This is a genomic window from Tatumella sp. JGM130 (assembly GCF_018257525.1).
GTDB classification, from domain to species: domain Bacteria; phylum Pseudomonadota; class Gammaproteobacteria; order Enterobacterales; family Enterobacteriaceae; genus Tatumella; species Tatumella punctata.
This window is the reverse complement of sequence record NZ_JAERJS010000039.1, coordinates 1-20,217: the sequence shown is the minus strand read 5'-3', so window position 1 is coordinate 20,217 and position 20,217 is coordinate 1. Positions and strand designations below refer to the sequence as shown.

Annotated in this window: 16 protein-coding genes, 1 pseudogene and 1 riboswitch; of the genes and pseudogenes, 6 read left to right on the top strand and 11 right to left on the bottom strand. The window is 50.7% G+C overall.

Features of this window, described 5'->3' with window-relative positions:
- Window positions 1–18: 18 nt before the first annotated feature.
- Entirely contained in the window at window positions 19–792 is a 774-nt protein-coding gene (nudC, locus tag JK211_RS14645; RefSeq protein WP_212709416.1) for an NAD(+) diphosphatase, read from the bottom strand.
- Window positions 793–999: 207 nt separating this feature from the next.
- A riboswitch (TPP riboswitch) is annotated at window positions 1,000–1,100 on the top strand.
- Between the two features lie 86 nt (window positions 1,101–1,186).
- On the opposite strand from nudC, the gene thiC reads away from it, so the two are divergent.
- From thiC to thiH, 6 genes are read left to right on the top strand one after another with little or no spacing between them, the layout of a single operon-like run.
- Entirely contained in the window at window positions 1,187–3,106 is a 1,920-nt protein-coding gene (thiC, locus tag JK211_RS14640; RefSeq protein ID WP_212709415.1) for a phosphomethylpyrimidine synthase ThiC, read from the top strand.
- Window positions 3,106–3,753 carry a thiamine phosphate synthase gene (gene thiE, locus JK211_RS14635; RefSeq protein WP_212709414.1) on the top strand — a complete coding sequence of 216 codons (648 nt, stop codon included), beginning with the start codon at window positions 3,106–3,108 and terminating at the stop codon, window positions 3,751–3,753. The genes thiC and thiE overlap by 1 nt, the downstream gene beginning before the upstream one ends.
- Window positions 3,746–4,501 carry a HesA/MoeB/ThiF family protein gene (locus JK211_RS14630; protein ID WP_212709413.1) on the top strand — a complete coding sequence of 252 codons (756 nt, stop codon included), beginning with the start codon at window positions 3,746–3,748 and terminating at the stop codon, window positions 4,499–4,501. Before thiE ends, JK211_RS14630 begins: the two co-directional genes overlap by 8 nt.
- A complete protein-coding gene (gene thiS, locus JK211_RS14625; protein WP_212709412.1) occupies window positions 4,491–4,691 on the top strand; it encodes a sulfur carrier protein ThiS in 201 nt (66 codons plus the stop codon). Before JK211_RS14630 ends, thiS begins: the two co-directional genes overlap by 11 nt.
- Window positions 4,692–4,693: 2 nt before the next feature.
- A complete protein-coding gene (locus JK211_RS14620) occupies window positions 4,694–5,479 on the top strand; it encodes a thiazole synthase (protein ID WP_212709411.1) in 786 nt (261 codons plus the stop codon).
- Window positions 5,472–6,599 carry a 2-iminoacetate synthase ThiH gene (gene thiH, locus JK211_RS14615; protein ID WP_212709410.1) on the top strand — a complete coding sequence of 376 codons (1,128 nt, stop codon included), beginning with the start codon at window positions 5,472–5,474 and terminating at the stop codon, window positions 6,597–6,599. Before JK211_RS14620 ends, thiH begins: the two co-directional genes overlap by 8 nt.
- Window positions 6,600–6,632: 33 nt before the next feature.
- Here thiH and JK211_RS14610 read toward each other — a convergent pair whose 3' ends face one another.
- The 10 genes and pseudogenes from JK211_RS14610 to JK211_RS14565 all read right to left on the bottom strand — a co-directional run.
- Complete coding sequence (locus JK211_RS14610; RefSeq protein ID WP_212709409.1) at window positions 6,633–7,694, bottom strand: DUF1176 domain-containing protein; 1,062 nt, start codon at window positions 7,692–7,694, stop codon at window positions 6,633–6,635.
- A gap of 79 nt (window positions 7,695–7,773) precedes the next feature.
- Window positions 7,774–11,994: a DNA-directed RNA polymerase subunit beta' gene (gene rpoC / locus JK211_RS14605; RefSeq protein WP_212709408.1), complete on the bottom strand. Its 4,221-nt coding sequence runs from the start codon at window positions 11,992–11,994 to the stop codon at window positions 7,774–7,776.
- 82 nt (window positions 11,995–12,076) lie between these two features.
- Complete coding sequence (gene rpoB, locus JK211_RS14600) at window positions 12,077–16,105, bottom strand: DNA-directed RNA polymerase subunit beta (RefSeq protein WP_212709407.1); 4,029 nt, start codon at window positions 16,103–16,105, stop codon at window positions 12,077–12,079.
- 329 nt (window positions 16,106–16,434) lie between these two features.
- On the bottom strand, window positions 16,435–16,800 hold the full coding sequence (rplL, locus tag JK211_RS14595) for a 50S ribosomal protein L7/L12 (protein WP_212709406.1): 366 nt from the start codon (window positions 16,798–16,800) through the stop codon (window positions 16,435–16,437).
- Between the two features lie 60 nt (window positions 16,801–16,860).
- On the bottom strand, window positions 16,861–17,358 hold the full coding sequence (rplJ, locus tag JK211_RS14590; RefSeq protein WP_212709405.1) for a 50S ribosomal protein L10: 498 nt from the start codon (window positions 17,356–17,358) through the stop codon (window positions 16,861–16,863).
- Between the two features lie 345 nt (window positions 17,359–17,703).
- Window positions 17,704–18,408: a 50S ribosomal protein L1 gene (gene rplA, locus JK211_RS14585; protein WP_212709404.1), complete on the bottom strand. Its 705-nt coding sequence runs from the start codon at window positions 18,406–18,408 to the stop codon at window positions 17,704–17,706.
- A 3-nt stretch (window positions 18,409–18,411) separates the two neighbouring features.
- A complete protein-coding gene (rplK, locus tag JK211_RS14580) occupies window positions 18,412–18,840 on the bottom strand; it encodes a 50S ribosomal protein L11 (RefSeq protein WP_212709403.1) in 429 nt (142 codons plus the stop codon).
- Between the two features lie 143 nt (window positions 18,841–18,983).
- Entirely contained in the window at window positions 18,984–19,529 is a 546-nt protein-coding gene (gene nusG / locus JK211_RS14575; RefSeq protein ID WP_212709402.1) for a transcription termination/antitermination protein NusG, read from the bottom strand.
- A gap of 1 nt (window position 19,530) precedes the next feature.
- Window positions 19,531–19,914, bottom strand: a complete 384-nt coding sequence (gene secE / locus JK211_RS14570) for a preprotein translocase subunit SecE (RefSeq protein ID WP_212709401.1) — start codon at window positions 19,912–19,914, stop codon at window positions 19,531–19,533.
- Window positions 19,915–20,141: 227 nt separating this feature from the next.
- A pseudogene (locus tag JK211_RS14565) lies at window positions 20,142–20,217 on the bottom strand (elongation factor Tu); the annotation flags it as partial.

The window sequence follows — 20,217 nt, the reverse complement described above, 5'->3', positions numbered from 1 at the left end:
AGGTATCTTTGTCTGCCGTTATTGGTATTCTGACCGGCACAATGCCACAGTATCTTCAATCAGCCGCCGTGCGATGGTGCCAGCGGGTGGCAGTGCAGGCAGTTCATCATAACGGTACCAGCCGGCATCCAGCAGTTCTTCAGGATCAATGCATATATCACCACTGTCGTAATCAGCCAGAAAAGCCATCATCAGTGACTGGGGAAACGGCCAGGGCTGAGAAGCGATATAGCGCAGATTTTTAATCCTGATACTGCTCTCTTCCATAACTTCACGGGTAACCGTCTGTTCGAGGGTTTCCCCGACCTCAGCAAATCCGGCCAGGGCCGTATAAATCCCATTACGATGGCGTACATGCTGTGCCAGCAGAAGTTTATCATCACGGCGGATCACCACGATAATACAAGGCGCTATTTGCGGGTAATACCGTTCATGACAGCGGGTACACAGACAGGCAAATTCTGTCTTACTGTGCTGCATTTCCCCGCCACAGTAACCACAGTAACGGTGAGAACGATAAAATTCAGCCAGCTGTACACCGCGTCCGGCCATTCTGAATAAGCCACTGTCTTCATTCAGCAACTGCCGCAGGGAAGCCATGTTTTGCGAACGCGAATGATTAATCAGCCAGACCGTATCGCCCTGCCACTCACCGATCGGACGTCCGGACAATCCGCTAAGGGAAAATTCAGCAGCAGGCCCGTAAGGTAGTTTATCTCCGGGTAGCCAGATTTTATTCTGCTGGCTTACCACCCACCAGCCCTTATCTTCACCGGTTATTTCACGTTCCATCAATCAGCACCTTTGTTGTTTTTAACCACATGTTACGACAACAGCTAATCCATACTAGCACCCGGCGGGGTAATGTCAGCGATAACATGACACTTGCTTTTCACCGACCGTACAAATAGCAGGGGCTTGTACTTCACGCTGAAGCACTCTATGCTGACTGACGGTGACAATTCACCCGCCGCTGTATCACACCCTGATCAGCCGCTTATTATCTTGTCGGAGTGCCCCACGGGGCTGAGACCGTTAATTCGGGATCCGCGGAACCTGATCAGGTTAGTACCTGCGAAGGGAACAAGAGTACAGTTCAGCCTGAGTGTGCCCGCAAGACACTTTCTTCTGTCACTCCTTCCGGACTCCGGACAAGCGTATTTCTTTATTTACAGGAAATAGAGCTATGTCTGAAAAATTATCACGCCGCGAAAAACGCGAACAAGCACGGGATTTTATCAACTCACTGGGTCATCAGTCCTTTCCGGCCTCACGCCGCCGCTGGCTGACTGGCTCCCGGCCGGACATCAGGGTGCCGGTCCGTGAAATACAACTCAGCCCGACCCGTATCGGCGGAACCGCGGCCAATCCGACAGAAGAAGACAATGAAGCTATCCCGGTCTATGACACGTCCGGTCCGTTTGGTGATGAAACCGCCACCCCGGATATCCACCGTGGTATCCCCCGCCTCCGCCAGACCTGGATTGAACAACGCCAGGATTCTGAACAGATTCCGGCCACCAGCTCAGCCTACACCAGAGAACGCCTGGCGGATGAAAGCCTGGATGGACTGCGCTTCCGCTACCTTCCCCAGCCGCGAAAAGCGCTGAACGGACGTTGCGTTACCCAGCTGCATTACGCGCGTCAGGGGATAATCACCCCGGAAATGGAATTTATCGCAATACGTGAAAATATGGGCCGCGCGCAGATCACCTCATCTGAACTGCGCCAGCAACATCCCGGCAAGCATTTTTTTGATCCGTTACCGGAAACCATTACCCCGGAATTTGTACGCCAGGAAGTTGCCGCAGGGAGAGCAATTATCCCGTCGAATATTAATCATCCTGAATCCGAACCGATGATCATCGGCCGGAATTTTCTGGTAAAAATTAATGCCAATATTGGTAACTCGGCCGTGACCTCTTCTATTGAAGAAGAAGTCGAAAAACTGGTCTGGGCAGCCCGCTGGGGGGCTGATACGCTGATGGACCTCTCCACCGGGCGGAATATTCACGAAACCCGGGAATGGATCCTGCGCAACAGCCCGATCCCTGTCGGTACTGTCCCGGTGTATCAGGCCCTGGAAAAAGTGAATGGTGTCGCAGAAGATCTTAACTGGTCTGTCTTCCGGGATACCCTGCTGGAGCAGGCGGAACAAGGGGTCGATTACTTCACTATCCATGCCGGTGTCCTGCTGCGTTATGTGCCAATGACCGCAAAACGCCTGACCGGGATTGTGTCACGCGGCGGATCGATTATGGCTAAGTGGTGCCTGTCCCATCACCAGGAAAACTTCCTGTACCGGCATTTCCGTGAAATCTGTGAAATCTGTGCCAGCTACGATATTGCCCTGTCATTGGGCGACGGATTACGCCCGGGGTCTATCCGCGATGCTAATGATGAAGCACAGTTCGCCGAACTGCATACCCTCGGAGAACTGACCAAAATTGCATGGGAGTATGATGTTCAGGTAATGATTGAAGGCCCGGGACATGTGCCGATGCATATGATCCAGCGCAATATGACCGAACAACTGGAGCATTGTCACGAAGCGCCGTTTTATACCCTCGGCCCCCTGACAACGGATATTGCACCGGGTTATGACCATTTTACCTCGGGTATCGGTGCTGCCATGATCGGCTGGTTCGGCTGTGCAATGCTGTGCTACGTCACTCCCAAAGAGCACCTCGGCTTACCGGATAAAGAAGACGTGAAGCAGGGACTGATAGCTTATAAGATTGCCGCACATGCGGCCGACCTGGCAAAAGGTCATCCCGGCGCTCAGATCCGTGATAATGCTATGTCTAAAGCACGTTTCGAATTCCGCTGGGAAGATCAATTTAATCTGGCGCTGGATCCGGAAACTGCCCGCAGTTACCACGATCAAACCCTTCCTCAGGAATCAGGCAAGGTTGCCCATTTCTGTTCCATGTGCGGCCCGAAATTTTGTTCGATGAAAATCAGTCAGGAAGTTCGTGACTTCGCCAGTAAGAACCCGGCTCCGGCATTTGCTATCAATGAAGGTATGCTCGGGATGTCTCAGCGTTTCCGCGATAACGGCAGCGAAATTTATCTGCCCGTCAGTACAGATGCCGGGGGGAAATAATGGCTCAGGTATTTCCTGCTGTTCCGCTGCACTGCGGGTTATACGCAGTGGTGGACAGTGTTGAATGGATCGCCCGGCTGCTGGATGCAGGAGTGATGACATTACAGTTACGCATCAAGGATGACTGTACCGCAGAAAAAGAACAGGCAATTATCGAAAGTATTCGTCTGGCTGCTAAACGAAATGCCCGGCTATTTATCAATGATGATTGGCAGCTGGCGATCAAACATGGTGCCTATGGTGTGCACCTGGGGCAGGAAGATCTGGACACTGCCGATCTGACAGCCATTTATCAGGCCGGGTTAAGACTGGGTGTCTCCACCCATGACAGCCGGGAAATTGACCGTGTGCTCTCCTTCAATCCTTCCTATATCGCTTTGGGACATGTGTTCCCGACCAATACCAAACAGATGCCCTCTCATCCACAGGGACTGGATAATTTACGTCATCATGTACGACGTCTTGCAGGTATACCGACGGTAGCTATCGGTGGCATATCCATAGACCGGGCCGCGGAGGTTCTGGCTACCGGGGTCGGTAGTATCGCGGTTGTTAGCGCCATCACACGAGCCGCCGACTGGCGAACTGCCGTTGCAGAGTTACAGCGCCGGGTAGAGGAAGCTCAGGGGAACTCAGCAGATGCTTAATGATCAGGATTTTATGCGCTATAGCCGGCAATTGCTACTGGAGGAAATTGGCCCGTCAGGACAGGAAAAGCTGGCAGATGCGCGGGTATTGATTGTCGGGCTGGGAGGACTGGGATCTCCGGCGGCTATGTATCTTGCAGCAGCCGGTATTGGCACCCTGCTGCTGGCCGATGATGACACTCTGCATATCAGTAACCTGCAGCGACAAATTTTGTACCGTACGGCTGATACTGGTCGCCCTAAAGCCGGACTGGCGGCACAGACCCTGAACCAGATGAATCCGTCAGTACACCTGCATACTATTGACCGGCGAATTGATGTACAGCAATTAGCCTGTTTACCTGTCAGGCCAACCGTAGTACTCGACTGCAGTGATAACCTGCTAACCAGACACTTGCTCAATGCATGGTGCGTTGAACAAGGCCTGCCACTGATTTCGGCAAGTACTGTAGGGTTCAGCGGGCAACTGCTGGTGCTGACACCTCCCTGGCACCGGGGCTGTTATCGCTGTCTGTGGCCACAGACAGAAGAACCCGCCCGTAACTGCCGTAACAGCGGGATTATTGGTCCGGTGGCGGGAATGATGGGTAATTTACAGGCGCTGGAAACAATCAAACTGGTGACAACCGGCCATAGCGCTGTTTCCGGTCAGCTGATGCTGTTTGATGGTAAAGAATTACAATGGCGTCGTCTGCAGTTGACCCCGGCCGATGACTGCCCGGTCTGCGGAGAAATTCATGCAAATTAAACTCAATGATATACCAACGGAGATTAGCCACGCCTGTTTATTAAGTCAGCTATTGCAGCAGATATCCGTTGGCCCGCAGGGCACCGCCCTTGCGGTCAACGGCAGAGTCATTCCTGCCACCCGCTGGGCTGAGTACCAGGTGCAGGAAAATGATGATGTGGTGGTTTTTCAGGTCATCGCCGGAGGTTAACTGTGTTAAGAATTGCAGATAAAACATTCAGTTCCCGGCTACTGACCGGGACAGGTAAGTTTGCTTCTCCGGCCATAATGCAGGCGGCATTACTGGCTTCCGGCTCACAGCTGGCAACATTAGCGATGAAACGAGTTGATTTGAGTGGCCGGCAGGACAATATTCTGGATCCCTTAAAACAATCAGGCGTTATGTTGCTGCCAAATACCTCCGGGGCCAAAACCGCGGGAGAAGCTGTATTCGCTGCACGACTGGCACGGGAAGCTCTGGGGACTCACTGGGTAAAACTGGAAATCCATCCCGATAACCGCTATCTGTTACCCGACCCGATAGAAACACTCCGGGCCGCAGAACAGCTGGTAAAAGAAGGTTTTGTCGTTTTGCCCTATTGCGGGGCCGACCCGGTGCTCTGTAAACGGCTGGAAGCCGTCGGATGTGCGGCGGTTATGCCGCTCGGCGCACCGATTGGCAGTAATAAAGGGTTACTGAGCAGGGATTTTCTGCAGATCATTATTGATCAGGCTACGGTACCGGTAATCGTCGATGCAGGGATCGGTTTACCTTCACATGCCTGTGAAGCAATGGAATACGGTGCGGATGCTGTGCTGGTGAATACCGCTATTGCCACAGCCAACGACCCTGTTGCGACGGCCCGCGCGTTTGCTTTAGCCACTGAAGCAGGACATCTTGCCCGCGGAACTTCCGGTCTGCGGGCAGTCGCCTGTCCGACCAGCCCGTTAACCGCTTTCCTGGAGGCTGACTTTCAACAGGAGAATACCAATGGCTGATTTTGCTGATTACTGGCAGAGCCTGGACCAGAACGAATTACGCCTGCGGATTGACAGTCAGACCCCGGCTCAGGTCGGGCGGGCATTATCCGGAGAAATACAGGGCACTGCCGCGCTGATGGCATTATTGTCTCCGGCGGCGGAAAGTTTTCTGGAACAGATGGCGGCCAGAGCACAGCAACTGACCCGACAGCGCTTTGGTCATACAGTCAATTTTTTTGCACCACTCTATCTGTCTAACCTTTGCGCTAATGAATGCACTTACTGCGGCTTTTCGATGGGCAATCGAATCCGTCGTAAGACATTGGATAGCAAAGAGATTTCACTGGAATGTCAGGCGATACGCAAACTGGGGTTTAATCAGCTATTGCTGGTGACCGGTGAACATCAGAATAAAGTCGGGATGGAGTATTTCCGCAGTCATCTGCCGGGCATTCGTCAGCAGTTCAGTTCACTGATGATGGAGGTTCAGCCATTACAGGAAGATGAGTACCGCGAATTACGGGGGCTCGGGCTGGACGGAGTGCTGGTATATCAGGAGACCTATCATACTTCCTGTTATGCCACTCATCACTTACGGGGCAATAAGCAGGACTTTTTCTTTCGTCTGCAAACACCGGAAAGGCTGGGCCGCGCAGGTATCGACAGAATAGGGCTCGGCGTTCTTGCCGGATTATCCGGCCACTGGCGCACTGATTGCCTGATGATGGGTGAACACCTGAACTGGTTGCAAAAACATTACTGGCAGTCACGCTATTCCGTAGCTTTTCCACGATTACGCCCCTGTGCCGGCGGTATCACCCCGGCTTCACTGATGAATGAACGTCAGCTGCTGCAGACAATGTGTGCCTTCCGGCTGTTTTCACCACCCACGGATATTTCGCTATCCACCCGGGAGTCACCGAAATTCCGCGATCATGCTATTCCGATTGTTGTGACCACAGCCAGTGCTTTTTCTAAAACAGCGCCGGGTGGATATGCAGAAAGCAGCGGTGCGCTTGAACAGTTTTCACCGGATGATCACCGGCGGCCAGAAGTGGTCGCTGCCGCCTTACAGAAAACCGGGTTACAGCCGGTGTGGAAAGACTGGGAGCCTTACTTCGGAAGAAATAATCTGTGACCGGGACGGGCGCCCGTTATTGTCTGTCTCTGCCTATTCTTTAAAGCCGGGTGTCAGCCAGACCGAAGGCCAGTTGCCCGGAGCTCCGCCGTCACAGGCTGGCTGGTTATGGTAACTCATCAGCTGAAAATGATGCCCGTCATACCGCCAGGCTCCGCTTTCACCACAGTCAGCGATCCCCCGGCCTCTGGCCGTATGAGTCAGCATCGCTGTTTTAGGATCATAACTGACGTCCGTAAACCAGCTGATGGTCTGAGGATCTCCCTGATCATCTTTCAGGGGAAGTGTCAGCTCCACTTCCTTCGCCTGATCCGGATGATCACGCGGGGTAATAAATAAAATACCGGAAGACTGATAAGCCCCGGTAACACAATTGATCATCACCAGGACATTTTTCTTATCCAGAGGCACTGCTTTACTGCGGGCGATGTCATCAGCTTCCGGTGAGCATTCTTCATCATTAAGCACTGATTGCTGCGTCTGCAGTACTTCATTGATCAGAGCATTACCATCACTGACCGGGAAAATAGCCGGGACTTTGGTCGGCGGAATTTCAAAAGCATAACGCAGCGGCACCTGTGCCGGAATGCCGGGCCCGACACGCAGCAGCGCAGTCTGGTTATCCAGACGCCCCTGTACATCATCGGCAAACAATAACGAGGCATTTAAACCTTTTAGTGAACCCGTATCATCATCTTCATCCGGCGTCAGAGTAATACGTCTGGCATGACTGGCCGCCCGGATAAATGCCTGAACTGTCTGCAGAGAATCAGTATGGTAACCCGCATAATCGTGGCTTTCATCGCTACTGACAGGGATCATACTGTTATTCCATAATTTCCCGTCCAGCCAAATCCCTTCCGGTTTATCAATATCAAATCCCATAATATCCAGCGAAACAATTCCCCGTGGCCCGGCTTCATGCCGCAGCACAACACGCATATTTTCATCGGCATTACGGATATCGCAATCATTAAGATTATTACAGGTCACCTGCCAGTCCTGGAACATTCTCTGAACAGCTTCTGAAGCTTTTACTGTGGGTATCGCCACCAGCATTGAAAACAATATGGCAGGTACACAAAATTTCCTCATGCTTTGCTCCGCTTCCTGTCTGACCGGATATAAAAAAACCCTGCCTGAGCAGGGTTTTATATCACGATGTCATACTCTGTTATTCGTCGCTGCCACCAAGGCCGGCATTCAGCAACTCAGCCAGGCTGGCAGATGCTTCGTCTGCAGTGACCTGAGGAGTCACAGGTGCTTCACCTGAATGACGACGGCGCATACGATCCTGATGGTAGGCATAACCGGTACCGGCAGGGATCAGACGACCAACGATCACGTTCTCTTTCAGACCACGTAATTCATCACGTTTACCGGCTACTGCTGCTTCAGTCAGTACGCGAGTCGTTTCCTGGAATGATGCCGCAGAAATAAACGATTCGGTTGCCAGTGAAGCTTTAGTAATACCCAGCAGGTCACGGGCGAAAGTCGCAGCGACTTTGCCGTTCGCTTCCAGTTCACGGTTAGCGATCATGATACGTGAAACTTCAGCCTGCTCACCTTCCAGGAACTCGGAGCTACCGGAAGAAGCAATGGTCGCTTTACGCAGCATCTGACGAACGATAACTTCAATGTGTTTATCGTTAATCTTAACGCCCTGCAGACGGTAAACGTCCTGCACTTCGTTAACGATGTAACGGGTCACAGCATGAACACCACGCAGACGCAGAATGTCGTGCGGTGATTCAGGTCCGTCGGAAACAACATCACCACGTTCAACACGCTCACCTTCAAACACGTTAAGCTGACGCCATTTCGGAATCATCTCTTCGTAAGGTTCGCTGCCATCAACAGGTGTGATCACCAGACGACGTTTGCCTTTGGTTTCTTTACCGAAGGAAATAATACCGCTGATTTCTGCCAGAATCGCCGGCTCTTTCGGACGACGGGCTTCAAACAGGTCAGCAACGCGTGGCAGACCACCGGTAATATCTTTAGTACCGCCGGATTCCTGAGGAACACGCGCTAAGGTATCACCGGAACTGATTTGTACACCATCATCCAGCTGAACAATTGCGTTACCTGGCAGGAAGTACTGTGCAGGCATATCGGTGCCTGGCAACATCACATCATCACCTTTAGCATCGACAATTTTCAGTGCCGGACGCAGGTCTTTACCACCTGAAGTACGCTCAGCAGTATCCAGTACCACCAGAGAAGACAGACCTGTCAGTTCATCCGTCTGACGGGTAATTGTCTGACCATCGTTCATATCGACAAAGCGAACAAAACCGCTCACTTCGGTGATAACCGGCATTGTGTGTGGATCCCAGTTAGCAACGGTTTCACCGGCATTCGCCTGCTCACCATCGCCTTTGGCCATCACGGAGCCGTAAGGTACTTTATAGCTTTCTTTGGTACGACCGAATTCATCGATCATATTCAGTTCAACGTTACGTGAAGTAATAACCAGCTTACCTGCTGAGTTAGTTACCGACTTAGCGTTGATCAGCTTAATGGTACCTTTGTTTTTCACCTGAATGCTGGATTCAGCTGCCGCACGGGATGCCGCACCACCGATGTGGAACGTACGCATCGTCAGCTGTGTACCAGGTTCACCGATGGACTGTGCTGCGATAACACCAACCGCTTCACCTTTGTTGATGATATGACCACGAGCCAGGTCACGACCATAACAGTGAGCACACACGCCAAAGTCAGTGGTACAACCAACCACAGAACGTACTTTTACGCTGTCAACAGAGTTCTGTTCCAGCACGTCACACCAGTGCTCATCGAGCAGGGTATTACGGGCGACCAGAATATCTGCAGAACCCGGCTTCAGAACATCTTCTGCGGTAACACGACCCAGAACACGCTCACGCAGTGGCTCTTTAACATCACCACCTTCGATCACCGGTGTCATCATGATACCTTCGTGGGTACCACAATCGTCTTCAGTAACGACCAGATCCTGTGCAACGTCTACCAGACGACGAGTCAGATAACCGGAGTTTGCGGTTTTCAGTGCGGTATCCGCCAGACCTTTACGAGCACCGTGCGTCGAGATGAAGTACTGGAGTACGTTCAGACCTTCACGGAAGTTCGCTGTGATCGGCGTTTCGATGATTGAACCATCTGGTTTCGCCATCAGGCCACGCATACCCGCCAGCTGACGAATCTGAGCAGCAGAACCACGAGCACCGGAGTCGGCCATCATATAGATACTGTTGAAAGAAACCTGTTGTTCTTCTTCACCATGACGGTTAATCACAGTTTCAGTTTGCAGGTTTTCCATCATCGCTTTGGAAACACGTTCGTTGGCCGCAGCCCAGATATCGATGACTTTGTTATAACGTTCACCGGCAGTTACCAGACCAGACTGGAACTGTTCCTGGATTTCAGCCACTTCGGCTTCCGCTTCACTGATGATCTCGGCTTTTTTGGCCGGGATAACCATATCATCAATACCTACTGATGCTCCTGAACGGGCAGCATAGGCAAAACCGGTATACATGGTCTGGTCAGCAAAAATAACCGTTGGTTTCAGACCCAGGATACGGTAACAGGTATTCAGCATCTTAGAGATTGCTTTCTTACCCAGTGCCTGGTTAATGATTGAGTACGGCAGACCTTTAGGTACGATCATCCACAAAATTGCACGGCCGATCGTGGTATCGATCAGGCTGGTCTGTGGGATCAGGTCGCCCTGCTCATTCAGGCTATATTCGGTAATACGGACTTTCACACGGGCATGCAGCTCGGCCAGGCCAGCGCGATAAACTCGCTCTGCTTCTTTAGGCCCGGTCAGTACCATGCCTTCGCCTTTACCGTTGACTCTGTCACGGGTCATGTAATACAGACCCAGTACAACGTCCTGAGAAGGAACGATAATTGGTTCACCGTTCGCAGGAGACAGGATGTTGTTGGTAGACATCATCAGTGCACGGGCTTCCAGCTGAGCTTCCAGCGTCAGCGGGACGTGTACAGCCATCTGGTCACCATCGAAGTCGGCGTTATAAGCCGCACAAACTAATGGGTGCAGCTGGATAGCTTTACCTTCAATCAGAACCGGTTCAAAAGCCTGGATACCCAAACGGTGCAGTGTTGGTGCACGGTTCAGCAGTACCGGGTGTTCGCGGATCACTTCATCCAGGATATCCCAGACCACAGCTTCTTCACGCTCAACCATTTTCTTGGCGGCTTTGATAGTCGTTGCCAGACCACGCAGTTCCAGCTTGCCGTAGATAAATGGTTTGAACAGTTCAAGTGCCATTTTCTTAGGCAGGCCACACTGATGCAGGTGCAGGTATGGACCAACGGTAATTACGGAACGACCTGAATAGTCGACACGTTTACCCAGCAGGTTCTGACGGAAACGACCCTGTTTACCTTTGATCATATCGGCCAAAGATTTCAGAGGACGTTTGTTAGAACCAGTGATCGCACGACCACGACGACCGTTATCCAGCAGTGCATCGACCGCTTCCTGCAGCATACGTTTTTCGTTACGTACGATGATGTCAGGGGCAGCCAGATCCAGCAGGCGTTTCAGACGGTTGTTACGGTTGATGACACGGCGATACAGATCGTTCAGATCTGAAGTCGCAAAGCGTCCACCGTCCAGTGGTACCAGAGGACGCAGATCCGGTGGTAATACTGGCAGTACTGTCAGGATCATCCACTCTGGCTTGTTACCAGACTGAACAAACGCTTCCAGCAGTTTGATCCGCTTAGTCAGCTTTTTACGCTTGGTTTCGGAATTGGTTTCGTTCAGCTCTTCACGCAGCTGTTCGCATTCCTGTTCCAGATCCATGCCTTTCAGCAGAGCCTGGATTGCTTCCGCACCCATTTTCGCGTCGAATTCATCACCAAACTCTTCCAGCGCATCCAGATACTGCTCTTCAGTCAGGATCTGACGCTTTTCAAGGTTGGTCATGCCGCCTTCAATAACGACATAAGATTCAAAATACAGTACGCGTTCAATATCACGCAGTGGCATGTCTAATAACAGGCCGATACGGGATGGCAGTGACTTCAGAAACCAGATATGTGCTGTCGGAGAAGCCAGCTCAATGTGACCCATACGTTCACGACGAACTTTAGTCTGGGTAACTTCTACGCCACACTTCTCACAAATAACACCACGGTGCTTGAGACGCTTGTACTTACCGCACAGGCACTCATAGTCCTTTACCGGACCAAAAATACGCGCACAGAACAGACCATCACGTTCCGGCTTAAAGGTACGATAGTTGATGGTTTCTGGCTTTTTAACTTCACCGAAAGACCAGGAACGGATCATATCTGGCGATGCCAGAGCGATCTTGATCGCATCAAACTCTTCGGTTTTAGTTTGCGCTTTTAAAAACTTAAGTAAGTCTTTCACGGATTTGCTCCCGTCGGAGTGAGACTTCTCAGGGAGTCCGGCACATTACCGGGCTCCCTGTAACCAGTACAAATGCGAGTGCTTACTCGTCTTCCAGCTCGATGTTAATACCCAGCGAGCGGATCTCTTTCAACAGTACGTTGAAGGATTCCGGCATGCCTGGTTCCATCTGATGGTTACCGTCAACAATGTTTTTATACATCTTGGTACGGCCATTAACGTCATCAGACTTCACAGTCAGCATTTCCTGCAGGGTATAAGCAGCACCGTATGCTTCCAGTGCCCACACTTCCATCTCACCGAATCGCTGACCACCGAACTGAGCTTTACCACCCAGCGGCTGCTGAGTTACAAGGCTGTAAGAACCGGTAGAACGCGCATGCATTTTGTCATCGACCAGGTGGTTCAGTTTCAGCATATACATGTAACCTACGGTTACCTGACGCTCAAACTGCTCACCGGTACGACCATCAAACAGAGTGATCTGACCGGAGGTAGGAATACCCCCCAGAGTCAGCAACTCTTTAATTTCACTTTCTTTAGCACCGTCGAAGACCGGGGTCGCAATTGGCATCCCTTTCTTCAGGTTCTCTGCCAGACGCATAACTTCGTCGTCAGAGAAAGTGTTCAGGTCAACGGTCTGACGGGTATCAGAACCCAGGTCATAAGCACGCTGAATAAACTCACGCAGTCTGGCGACATCCTGCTGTTGTTTCAGCATGGCATTGATCTTGTCACCAATACCTTTTGCTGCCATTCCGAGGTGAGTTTCCAGGATCTGACCGATGTTCATACGCGATGGTACGCCCAGCGGGTTCAGTACGATGTCAACCGGCGTTCCGTTTTCATCGTAAGGCATATCTTCGATCGGGTTGATCTTAGAGATAACACCTTTGTTACCATGACGACCCGCCATTTTATCACCAGGCTGGATCTGACGTTTTACCGCCAGGTAAACCTTAACGATTTTCAGCACACCTGGTGCCAGATCATCGCCCTGGGTGATTTTACGGCGTTTAGCTTCAAGTTTTTTCTCAAACTCGCGCTTCAGCTCATCGTATTGCTCTGCCAGCTGTTCCAACTGATTTTGTTTTTCTTCATCAGTCAGTCCCAGCTCCAGCCAGCGTTCACGTGGTAACTTGTCCAGCTTATCAGCTTCAACACCACCGCTGGTCAGTACCGTATAAATACGGGTAAACAGACCGGCTTCGAGGATCTGCAGTTCTTCAGTCAGGTCTTTTTTCGCCTGCTTCAGCTGCATTTCTTCGATTTCGAGTGCACGTTTGTCTTTTTCAACACCGTCACGGGTAAAGACCTGAACATCAATAACGGTACCGGAAACACCATTTGGTACACGCAGAGAAGAATCTTTAACATCAGATGCCTTCTCACCGAAGATCGCGCGCAGCAGTTTCTCTTCCGGAGTCAGCTGTGTTTCGCCTTTTGGCGTCACTTTACCGACCAGAATATCACCACCGGTAACTTCGGCGCCGATGTAAACAATACCGGATTCATCCAGTTTAGACAGTGCAGCTTCACCGACATTCGGGATATCTGCGGTAATCTCTTCCGGCCCCAGCTTGGTGTCACGTGACACACAGGCCTGTTCCTGAATATGGATAGTGGTGAAACGGTCTTCCTGAACCACACGCTCTGAAACGAGGATGGAGTCTTCGAAGTTATAACCATTCCATGGCATAAATGCCACGCGCATGTTCTGACCCAGAGCCAGTTCGCCCAGATCAGTAGACGGACCGTCAGCCAGTACATCACCACGTTCGATCGGTTCACCCAGGTTGACACACGGCATCTGGTTGATACAGGTGTTCTGGTTAGAACGGGTGTATTTGGTCAGGTTATAAATATCAATGCCTGCTTCGCCGGCATACATCTCGTCTTCGTTAACTTTGATAACGATACGTGATGCATCAACGTACTGGACTGTACCACCACGTTTCGCAACCGCAGTAACACCGGAGTCTACCGCTACCGCACGTTCCATACCGGTACCAACCAGCGGCTTATCAGCACGCAGAGTAGGAACCGCCTGACGTTGCATGTTTGCACCCATCAGTGCACGGTTAGCATCATCGTGTTCCAGGAATGGAATCAGAGACGCACCGACAGAAACAACCTGCTGGGTAGAAACGTCCATATAGTCAACCTGATCACGGCTGAACAGGCTGGACTCACCTTTGTTACGACAAGTGACCAGGTCATCAACAAACTGACCGTCATCATCGAGGTTGGTGTTCGCCTGCGCGATAACGAAGTTACCTTCTTCAATCGCGGACAGGTAATGAATTTCGTCAGTCACCTGGCTGTCAATAACACGGCGATACGGGGTTTCCAGGAAACCGTACTCATTGGTCTGTGCATAAACAGATAAAGAGTTGATCAGACCGATGTTCGGACCTTCCGGCGTTTCGATAGGACATACACGACCGTAGTGCGTCGGGTGTACGTCTCGCACTTCAAAGCCTGCACGTTCACGAGTCAGACCACCCGGGCCGAGTGCAGAAATACGACGTTTGTGCGTAATTTCAGACAGCGGGTTGTTCTGGTCCATAAACTGAGACAGCTGGCTGGAACCGAAGAACTCTTTAACGGCAGCAGAAATCGGTTTCGCGTTGATCATGTCCTGAGGCATCAGGGTATCCAGATCACCTAATGACAGACGCTCTTTAACCGCACGCTCAACACGTACCAGACCGACACGGAACTGGTTTTCAGCCATTTCGCCGACTGAACGAATACGACGGTTGCCAAGGTGGTCAATATCATCCACTTCGCCAATACCGTTACGGATATCGATCAGCTTCTTCATTACCTGGATGATGTCATCGTGGCTCAGGATACCAGCGCCTTCGATTTCATCACGTAACAGGGAACGGTTGAACTTCATACGACCAACCGCAGACAGATCATAACGATCTTCTGAGAAGAACAGGTTCTCAAACAGGTTCTCTGCCGCTTCACGCGTTGGTGGCTCACCAGGACGCATCATACGGTAGATTTCAACTAAGGCGCTCAGGCGGTCATTAGTCGGGTCAACACGCAGTGTTTCAGAGATATAAGGACCGTGGTCCAGATCATTGGTGAACAGCGTTTCAATACGCTTATGACCAGCCTGGCTCAGCTTAGCCAGCAGGTCCATGGATAATTCCATGTTCGCCGCAATAATCAGCTCACCGGTGCTCTCGTCGATGTAATCACGCGCCACAACTTTACCGGCAATATATTCAACCGGAACTTCGATGTGCTGGACATTATCTTTTTCCAGCTGGCGGATATGACGGGCAGTAATACGGCGGCCTTTTTCGACATAGACAGTACCATTTGACTCAATGTCAAAAGAGGCTGTCTCGCCACGCAGACGCTCAGGGACCAGTGCCATCTGCAGCTTATTATCGCGGATTTCATAAACGACTTTATCAAAGAACAGATCGATGATTTGCTCAGTGGTGTAGTTTAATGCACGCAGGATAATAGTGGCCGGCAGTTTACGACGACGGTCAATACGGACAAACAGGTTGTCCTTCGGGTCGAACTCAAAATCAAGCCATGAACCACGGTAAGGAATAATACGCGCGTTATACAGGACTTTACCGGAAGAGTGTGTTTTACCCTTGTCGCTGTCAAAGAACACGCCCGGGCTACGGTGCAGCTGAGAAACGATAACACGCTCTGTACCGTTGATAACAAAGGTACCGTTATCGGTCATGAGCGGAATTTCGCCCATGTAGACTTCTTGTTCTTTAATGTCTTTTACGGTCCCTTCCGGCGCTTCGCGCTCGTAGATGACCAGACGTAATTTTACGCGCAGTGGTGCAGAGAACGTCACCCCACGGATCTGACATTCTTTTACATCAAATACAGGCTCACCCAGACGGTAGCTGACGTATTGCAGCTCAGAGTTACCGCTGTAGCTCTGGATTGGGAAAACGGAACGGAATGCTGCTTCCAGTCCATATTGGCCTTCCGGGTCTTGCTCGATAAACTTCTGGAACGAGTCAAGCTGGATAGATAGGAGATAAGGTATGTCCAGTACTTGCGGACGTTTACCAAAATCCTTACGAATACGTTTTTTCTCGGTATAGGAGTAAACCATTAGGGTTCCTCAGCTCGCTGACAAGTCGAACCACGCTGTCCGTCCTGAAGGACAGTTCATGCAACATTATTATGCTTTGACCATGAGATGTGCCCACGGTGCAATACGTCTTTCTATCACTCTTAAATCATTTCATCGCTCTGGTAAGGCAGGGAACCCCACGGGAAAGCAGTATATTAAGGCGTCGATAGAAAAAGATATTGTAGAAGCCCTGTGGACAAACAATGCGAAACCCCACAGAGTCTCTTTTAGCGCAAAAAGGCTGGTGACTATTATAGTCACCAGCCATCAGTCTGCAACTTTCTCAGACTGCAACCCGGAGGGTTGTCTTATTTGATTTCAACTTCAGCGCCAGCTTCTTTCAGAGCAGCTTCAAGTGCAGCTGCGTCGTCTTTGCTGATTGCTTCTTTGATTGCTGCCGGTGCAGATTCAACCAGGTCTTTAGCTTCTTTCAGGCCCAGACCAGTTGCGCCACGAACGGCTTTGATTACTGCGACTTTGTTAGCGCCAACAGCTTTCAGTACTACGTCGAACTCAGTTTTTTCTTCAGCAGCTTCAGCCGGGCCAGCAGCAACAGCTACAGCAGCAGCAGCAGAAACACCGAATTTTTCTTCCATTGCAGAAACCAGTTCAACTACTTCCATTACGGACATAGCTGCAACAGCTTCCAGGATTTGGTCTTTAGTGATAGACATAACAATTGTTCCTAAAAATCAGAATAAGTTTATACGTAAGCAGCGAGATTAAAAGTGCAATTAAGCAGCTTCTTTTGCATCGCGTACAGCGGCCAGAGTACGAACCAGTTTGCCGGCAGCGGCTTCTTTCATGGTCGACATCAGACGTGCCAGTGCTTCTTCGTAAGTCGGCAGCGTTGCCAGACGGTCAATTTGAGCGGCTGGGATCAGCTCACCTTCAAAGGCTGCAGCTTTAACCTCGAATTTTGCATTCGCTTTCGCGAAATCTTTGAACAGACGAGCAGCAGCGCCCGGGTGTTCCATAGAGTATGCAATCAAGGTCGGACCAACAAACGTGTCTTTCAGGCACTCAAACTGAGAACCTTCAACAACGCGGCGCAGCAGGGTGTTACGAACAACACGCATGTATACGCCAGCTTCACGACCTGCTTTACGCAGTTCAGTCATTTTATCTACGGTAACGCCACGGGAATCCGCAACAACCGCAGACAGCGCGCCTTTGGCTACTTCGCTGACTTCAGCAACAATCGCTTGTTTGTCTTGAAGATTTAATGCCATTAGCTTGTGCTCCTGGATTATTTTAGTCCGGAAAGTTACCTTTCCGGAACTCACTTCACCTGCCGGTTAATACTGACAGGCGCTAAACACGGTGAGCAGAATCCAGAAAAGAATATTTTCTTCGGGCTCTCTCACCGTCTACGCAGGGAATTAAGTGCTCCCCCCGGCCAGCAGAAAAATCTTCTGTCCGGAATGACCACACCTGCGGTCTTGGACGGAGGCCTGGATAAGGCCAGGCTCCAACCGAAAATTCTTACCCGGGGAATAAACTTCCCCGCGGTGTCTTCCCAAAGGAAGAATGGGCGAAAATTCTAGGTGAAAATTTCGCCCGCGTCAAGCAAGTACTTAAGCAGTCGCAGTGCTCAGACCAGCCTGATCGATAGCAACACCTGCACCCATGGTAGTGGACAGGCTGACTTTCTTGATGTACACGCCTTTGGCTGACGTTGGTTTTGCTTTTTTCAGCGCAACCAGCAGAGCTTCCAGGTTTTCTTTCAGTTTGTCAGCATCAAAGTCAACTTTACCGATGGTGGTATGGATGATGCCATTTTTGTCGTTACGGTAACGAACCTGACCCGCTTTAGCATTTTTCACTGCTTCAGCAACGTTAGGAGTTACAGTACCCACTTTCGGGTTTGGCATCAGGCCACGCGGACCCAGAACCTGGCCTAACTGACCAACTACGCGCATTGCATCCGGAGAAGCAATAACAACGTCAAAGTTCATTTCGCCTTTTTTGATCTGATCAGCCAGATCTTCCATACCTACCAGTTCAGCACCAGCGGCTTTGGCAGCTTCAGCGTTTGCACCCTGAGCGAAGACAGCAACGCGAACGCTACGGCCGGTACCATGTGGAAGAACAGTCGCGCCACGCACGTTCTGGTCTGATTTACGAGCATCAATGCCGAGGTTTACAGAAACATCAACACTTTCAACAAATTTAGCGGTTGCCAGCTCTTTCAGCAGTGCGACAGCTTCGTTGATCTCGTACTGCTTGGTGACGTCAACTTTGTCACGGATTACGCGCATGCGCTTGGTAAGCTTAGTCATTTATTAATCCTCTACTACCAGGCCCATGGAGATCGCAGTACCTTCGATAGAACGAGTCATCGCATCTAAGTCTGCACCAGTCATGTCCGCTGCTTTAGTTGTTGCAATTTCCTGCAGCTGAGCACGTGTTACTTTACCTACTTTGTCTTTGTTCGGTTTACCTGAACCAGACTTGATACCCGCCGCTTTCTTCAGCAGAACTGCTGCCGGAGGCGTTTTGGTAACGAAGGTGAAAGAACGGTCGCTGTATACGGTAATAACAACCGGCGTTGGCAGACCTTTTTCCAGGCTTTCTGTTTTTGCGTTAAACGCTTTACAGAATTCCATGATGTTAACACCCTGCTGACCCAGCGCCGGACCAACCGGTGGGCTTGGGTTAGCCATGCCGGCTGCAACCTGCAGCTTGACATAAGCTTGTACTTTCTTAGCCATGATATTTCCTCTATTGGGTATAACGCCTTAGTTAAGGCTTCCCGTGATAATTATTTTACACGCACCAGGCATGTAAAAACAAAAGGCGCGAAATTATAGGTCAATTTCGCGCCTTTTGCAATACGCCCAACCACAAACTGTGATTAGCCTTTTTCTACCTGACCGAAATCAAGCTCAACCGGGGTTGCACGGCCAAAGATAGAAACAGAGACTTTCAGGCGGCTTTTTTCATAATCCACTTCTTCAACCACACCGTTAAAGTCAGCAAACGGACCATCGCTGACGCGTACCATTTCACCCGGCTCAAACATGGTTTTAGGACGTGGCTTATCGCCTGCCTGTTGCAGACGATTCATAATCGCGTCGACTTCTTTGTCGCTGATAGGTGCAGGACGGTCAGATGTACCGCCAATGAAGCCCATAACACGAGGTACACTGCGTACCAGGTGCCAGCTTGCATCTTCCATAACCATTTGTACCAGCACATAACCCGGGAAGAATTTGCGCTCGCTTTTGCGACGCTGTCCGCCACGGATTTCAACGATCTCTTCGGTCGGCACCATAACGTCGCCGAACAGGTCTTCCATATTGTGCAGTTTAATATGCTCACGCAGTGAAACTGCTACGCGGCCTTCGAAACCGGAAAACGCCTGCACGACGTACCAGCGTTTTTTTGGAGCTTCAGACATCTCAGAACCTCAGTCCAGTGATAAACGATACCAGACGGACCAGAATACCATCCAGCCCCCACAAAATCAGTGACATTACGGCGGTAACCGCAGCAACGATTAACGTGGTCTGCAACGTTTCCTGACGAGTCGGCCAAATGACCTTGCGCACTTCAGTTCTGGCTTCACGGGCAAATGCAACCACCGCCTTACCTTTCGTTGTCAACAGAGCTATCGCTCCGGCGACCGCAATAATGATAACCACGGCAAGAGCACGTAAAGGTAAGTTCACGTTGCGATAATAATAATTGCCGACAATAGCCGCAATTATCAGGACAGCAACGGCCAGCCACTTCACTGCTTCCGGGCCGCGCCCGCTCCTCTGAGCTTCGGTATTTGCACTCATAAACCAACCTGCCAGAATAATCCAGAAACCATTAAACCCCGCATGGCGAGGTATCCAAACCAGAAATACTTTGCAGCACCCCTGGTATCTTACGCCAAACCAGAGCCTGTCTCAGCAATGATTTACACAAAAAAAATCACTGATGAGTCAGGTTCTATGTTTCGGCGTGCAAAAAGGGCATCAAATGATGCCCTTTCCATGTACATGCCGTCAAATATTATCGGTTATTAAGCGATAACTTTAGCAACAACACCAGCACCTACAGTACGACCACCTTCACGGATTGCGAAACGCAGACCGTCA

Excerpts from the sequence above, each read along its gene's own strand:
- nudC (WP_212709416.1), bottom strand. The coding sequence starts at position 792 with ATGGAACGTGAAATAACCGGTGAAGATAAGGGCTGGTGGGTGGTAAGC.
- thiC (WP_212709415.1), top strand. The coding sequence starts at position 1,187 with ATGTCTGAAAAATTATCACGCCGCGAAAAACGCGAACAAGCACGGGAT.
- thiE (WP_212709414.1), top strand. The coding sequence starts at position 3,106 with ATGGCTCAGGTATTTCCTGCTGTTCCGCTGCACTGCGGGTTATACGCA.
- JK211_RS14630 (WP_212709413.1), top strand. The coding sequence starts at position 3,746 with ATGCTTAATGATCAGGATTTTATGCGCTATAGCCGGCAATTGCTACTG.
- thiS (WP_212709412.1), top strand. The coding sequence starts at position 4,491 with ATGCAAATTAAACTCAATGATATACCAACGGAGATTAGCCACGCCTGT.
- thiH (WP_212709410.1), top strand. The coding sequence starts at position 5,472 with ATGGCTGATTTTGCTGATTACTGGCAGAGCCTGGACCAGAACGAATTA.
- JK211_RS14610 (WP_212709409.1), bottom strand. The coding sequence starts at position 7,694 with ATGAGGAAATTTTGTGTACCTGCCATATTGTTTTCAATGCTGGTGGCG.
- rpoB (WP_212709407.1), bottom strand. The coding sequence starts at position 16,105 with ATGGTTTACTCCTATACCGAGAAAAAACGTATTCGTAAGGATTTTGGT.
- rplL (WP_212709406.1), bottom strand. The coding sequence starts at position 16,800 with ATGTCTATCACTAAAGACCAAATCCTGGAAGCTGTTGCAGCTATGTCC.
- rplJ (WP_212709405.1), bottom strand. The coding sequence starts at position 17,358 with ATGGCATTAAATCTTCAAGACAAACAAGCGATTGTTGCTGAAGTCAGC.
- rplA (WP_212709404.1), bottom strand. The coding sequence starts at position 18,408 with ATGACTAAGCTTACCAAGCGCATGCGCGTAATCCGTGACAAAGTTGAC.
- rplK (WP_212709403.1), bottom strand. The coding sequence starts at position 18,840 with ATGGCTAAGAAAGTACAAGCTTATGTCAAGCTGCAGGTTGCAGCCGGC.
- nusG (WP_212709402.1), bottom strand. The coding sequence starts at position 19,529 with ATGTCTGAAGCTCCAAAAAAACGCTGGTACGTCGTGCAGGCGTTTTCC.
- secE (WP_212709401.1), bottom strand. The coding sequence starts at position 19,914 with ATGAGTGCAAATACCGAAGCTCAGAGGAGCGGGCGCGGCCCGGAAGCA.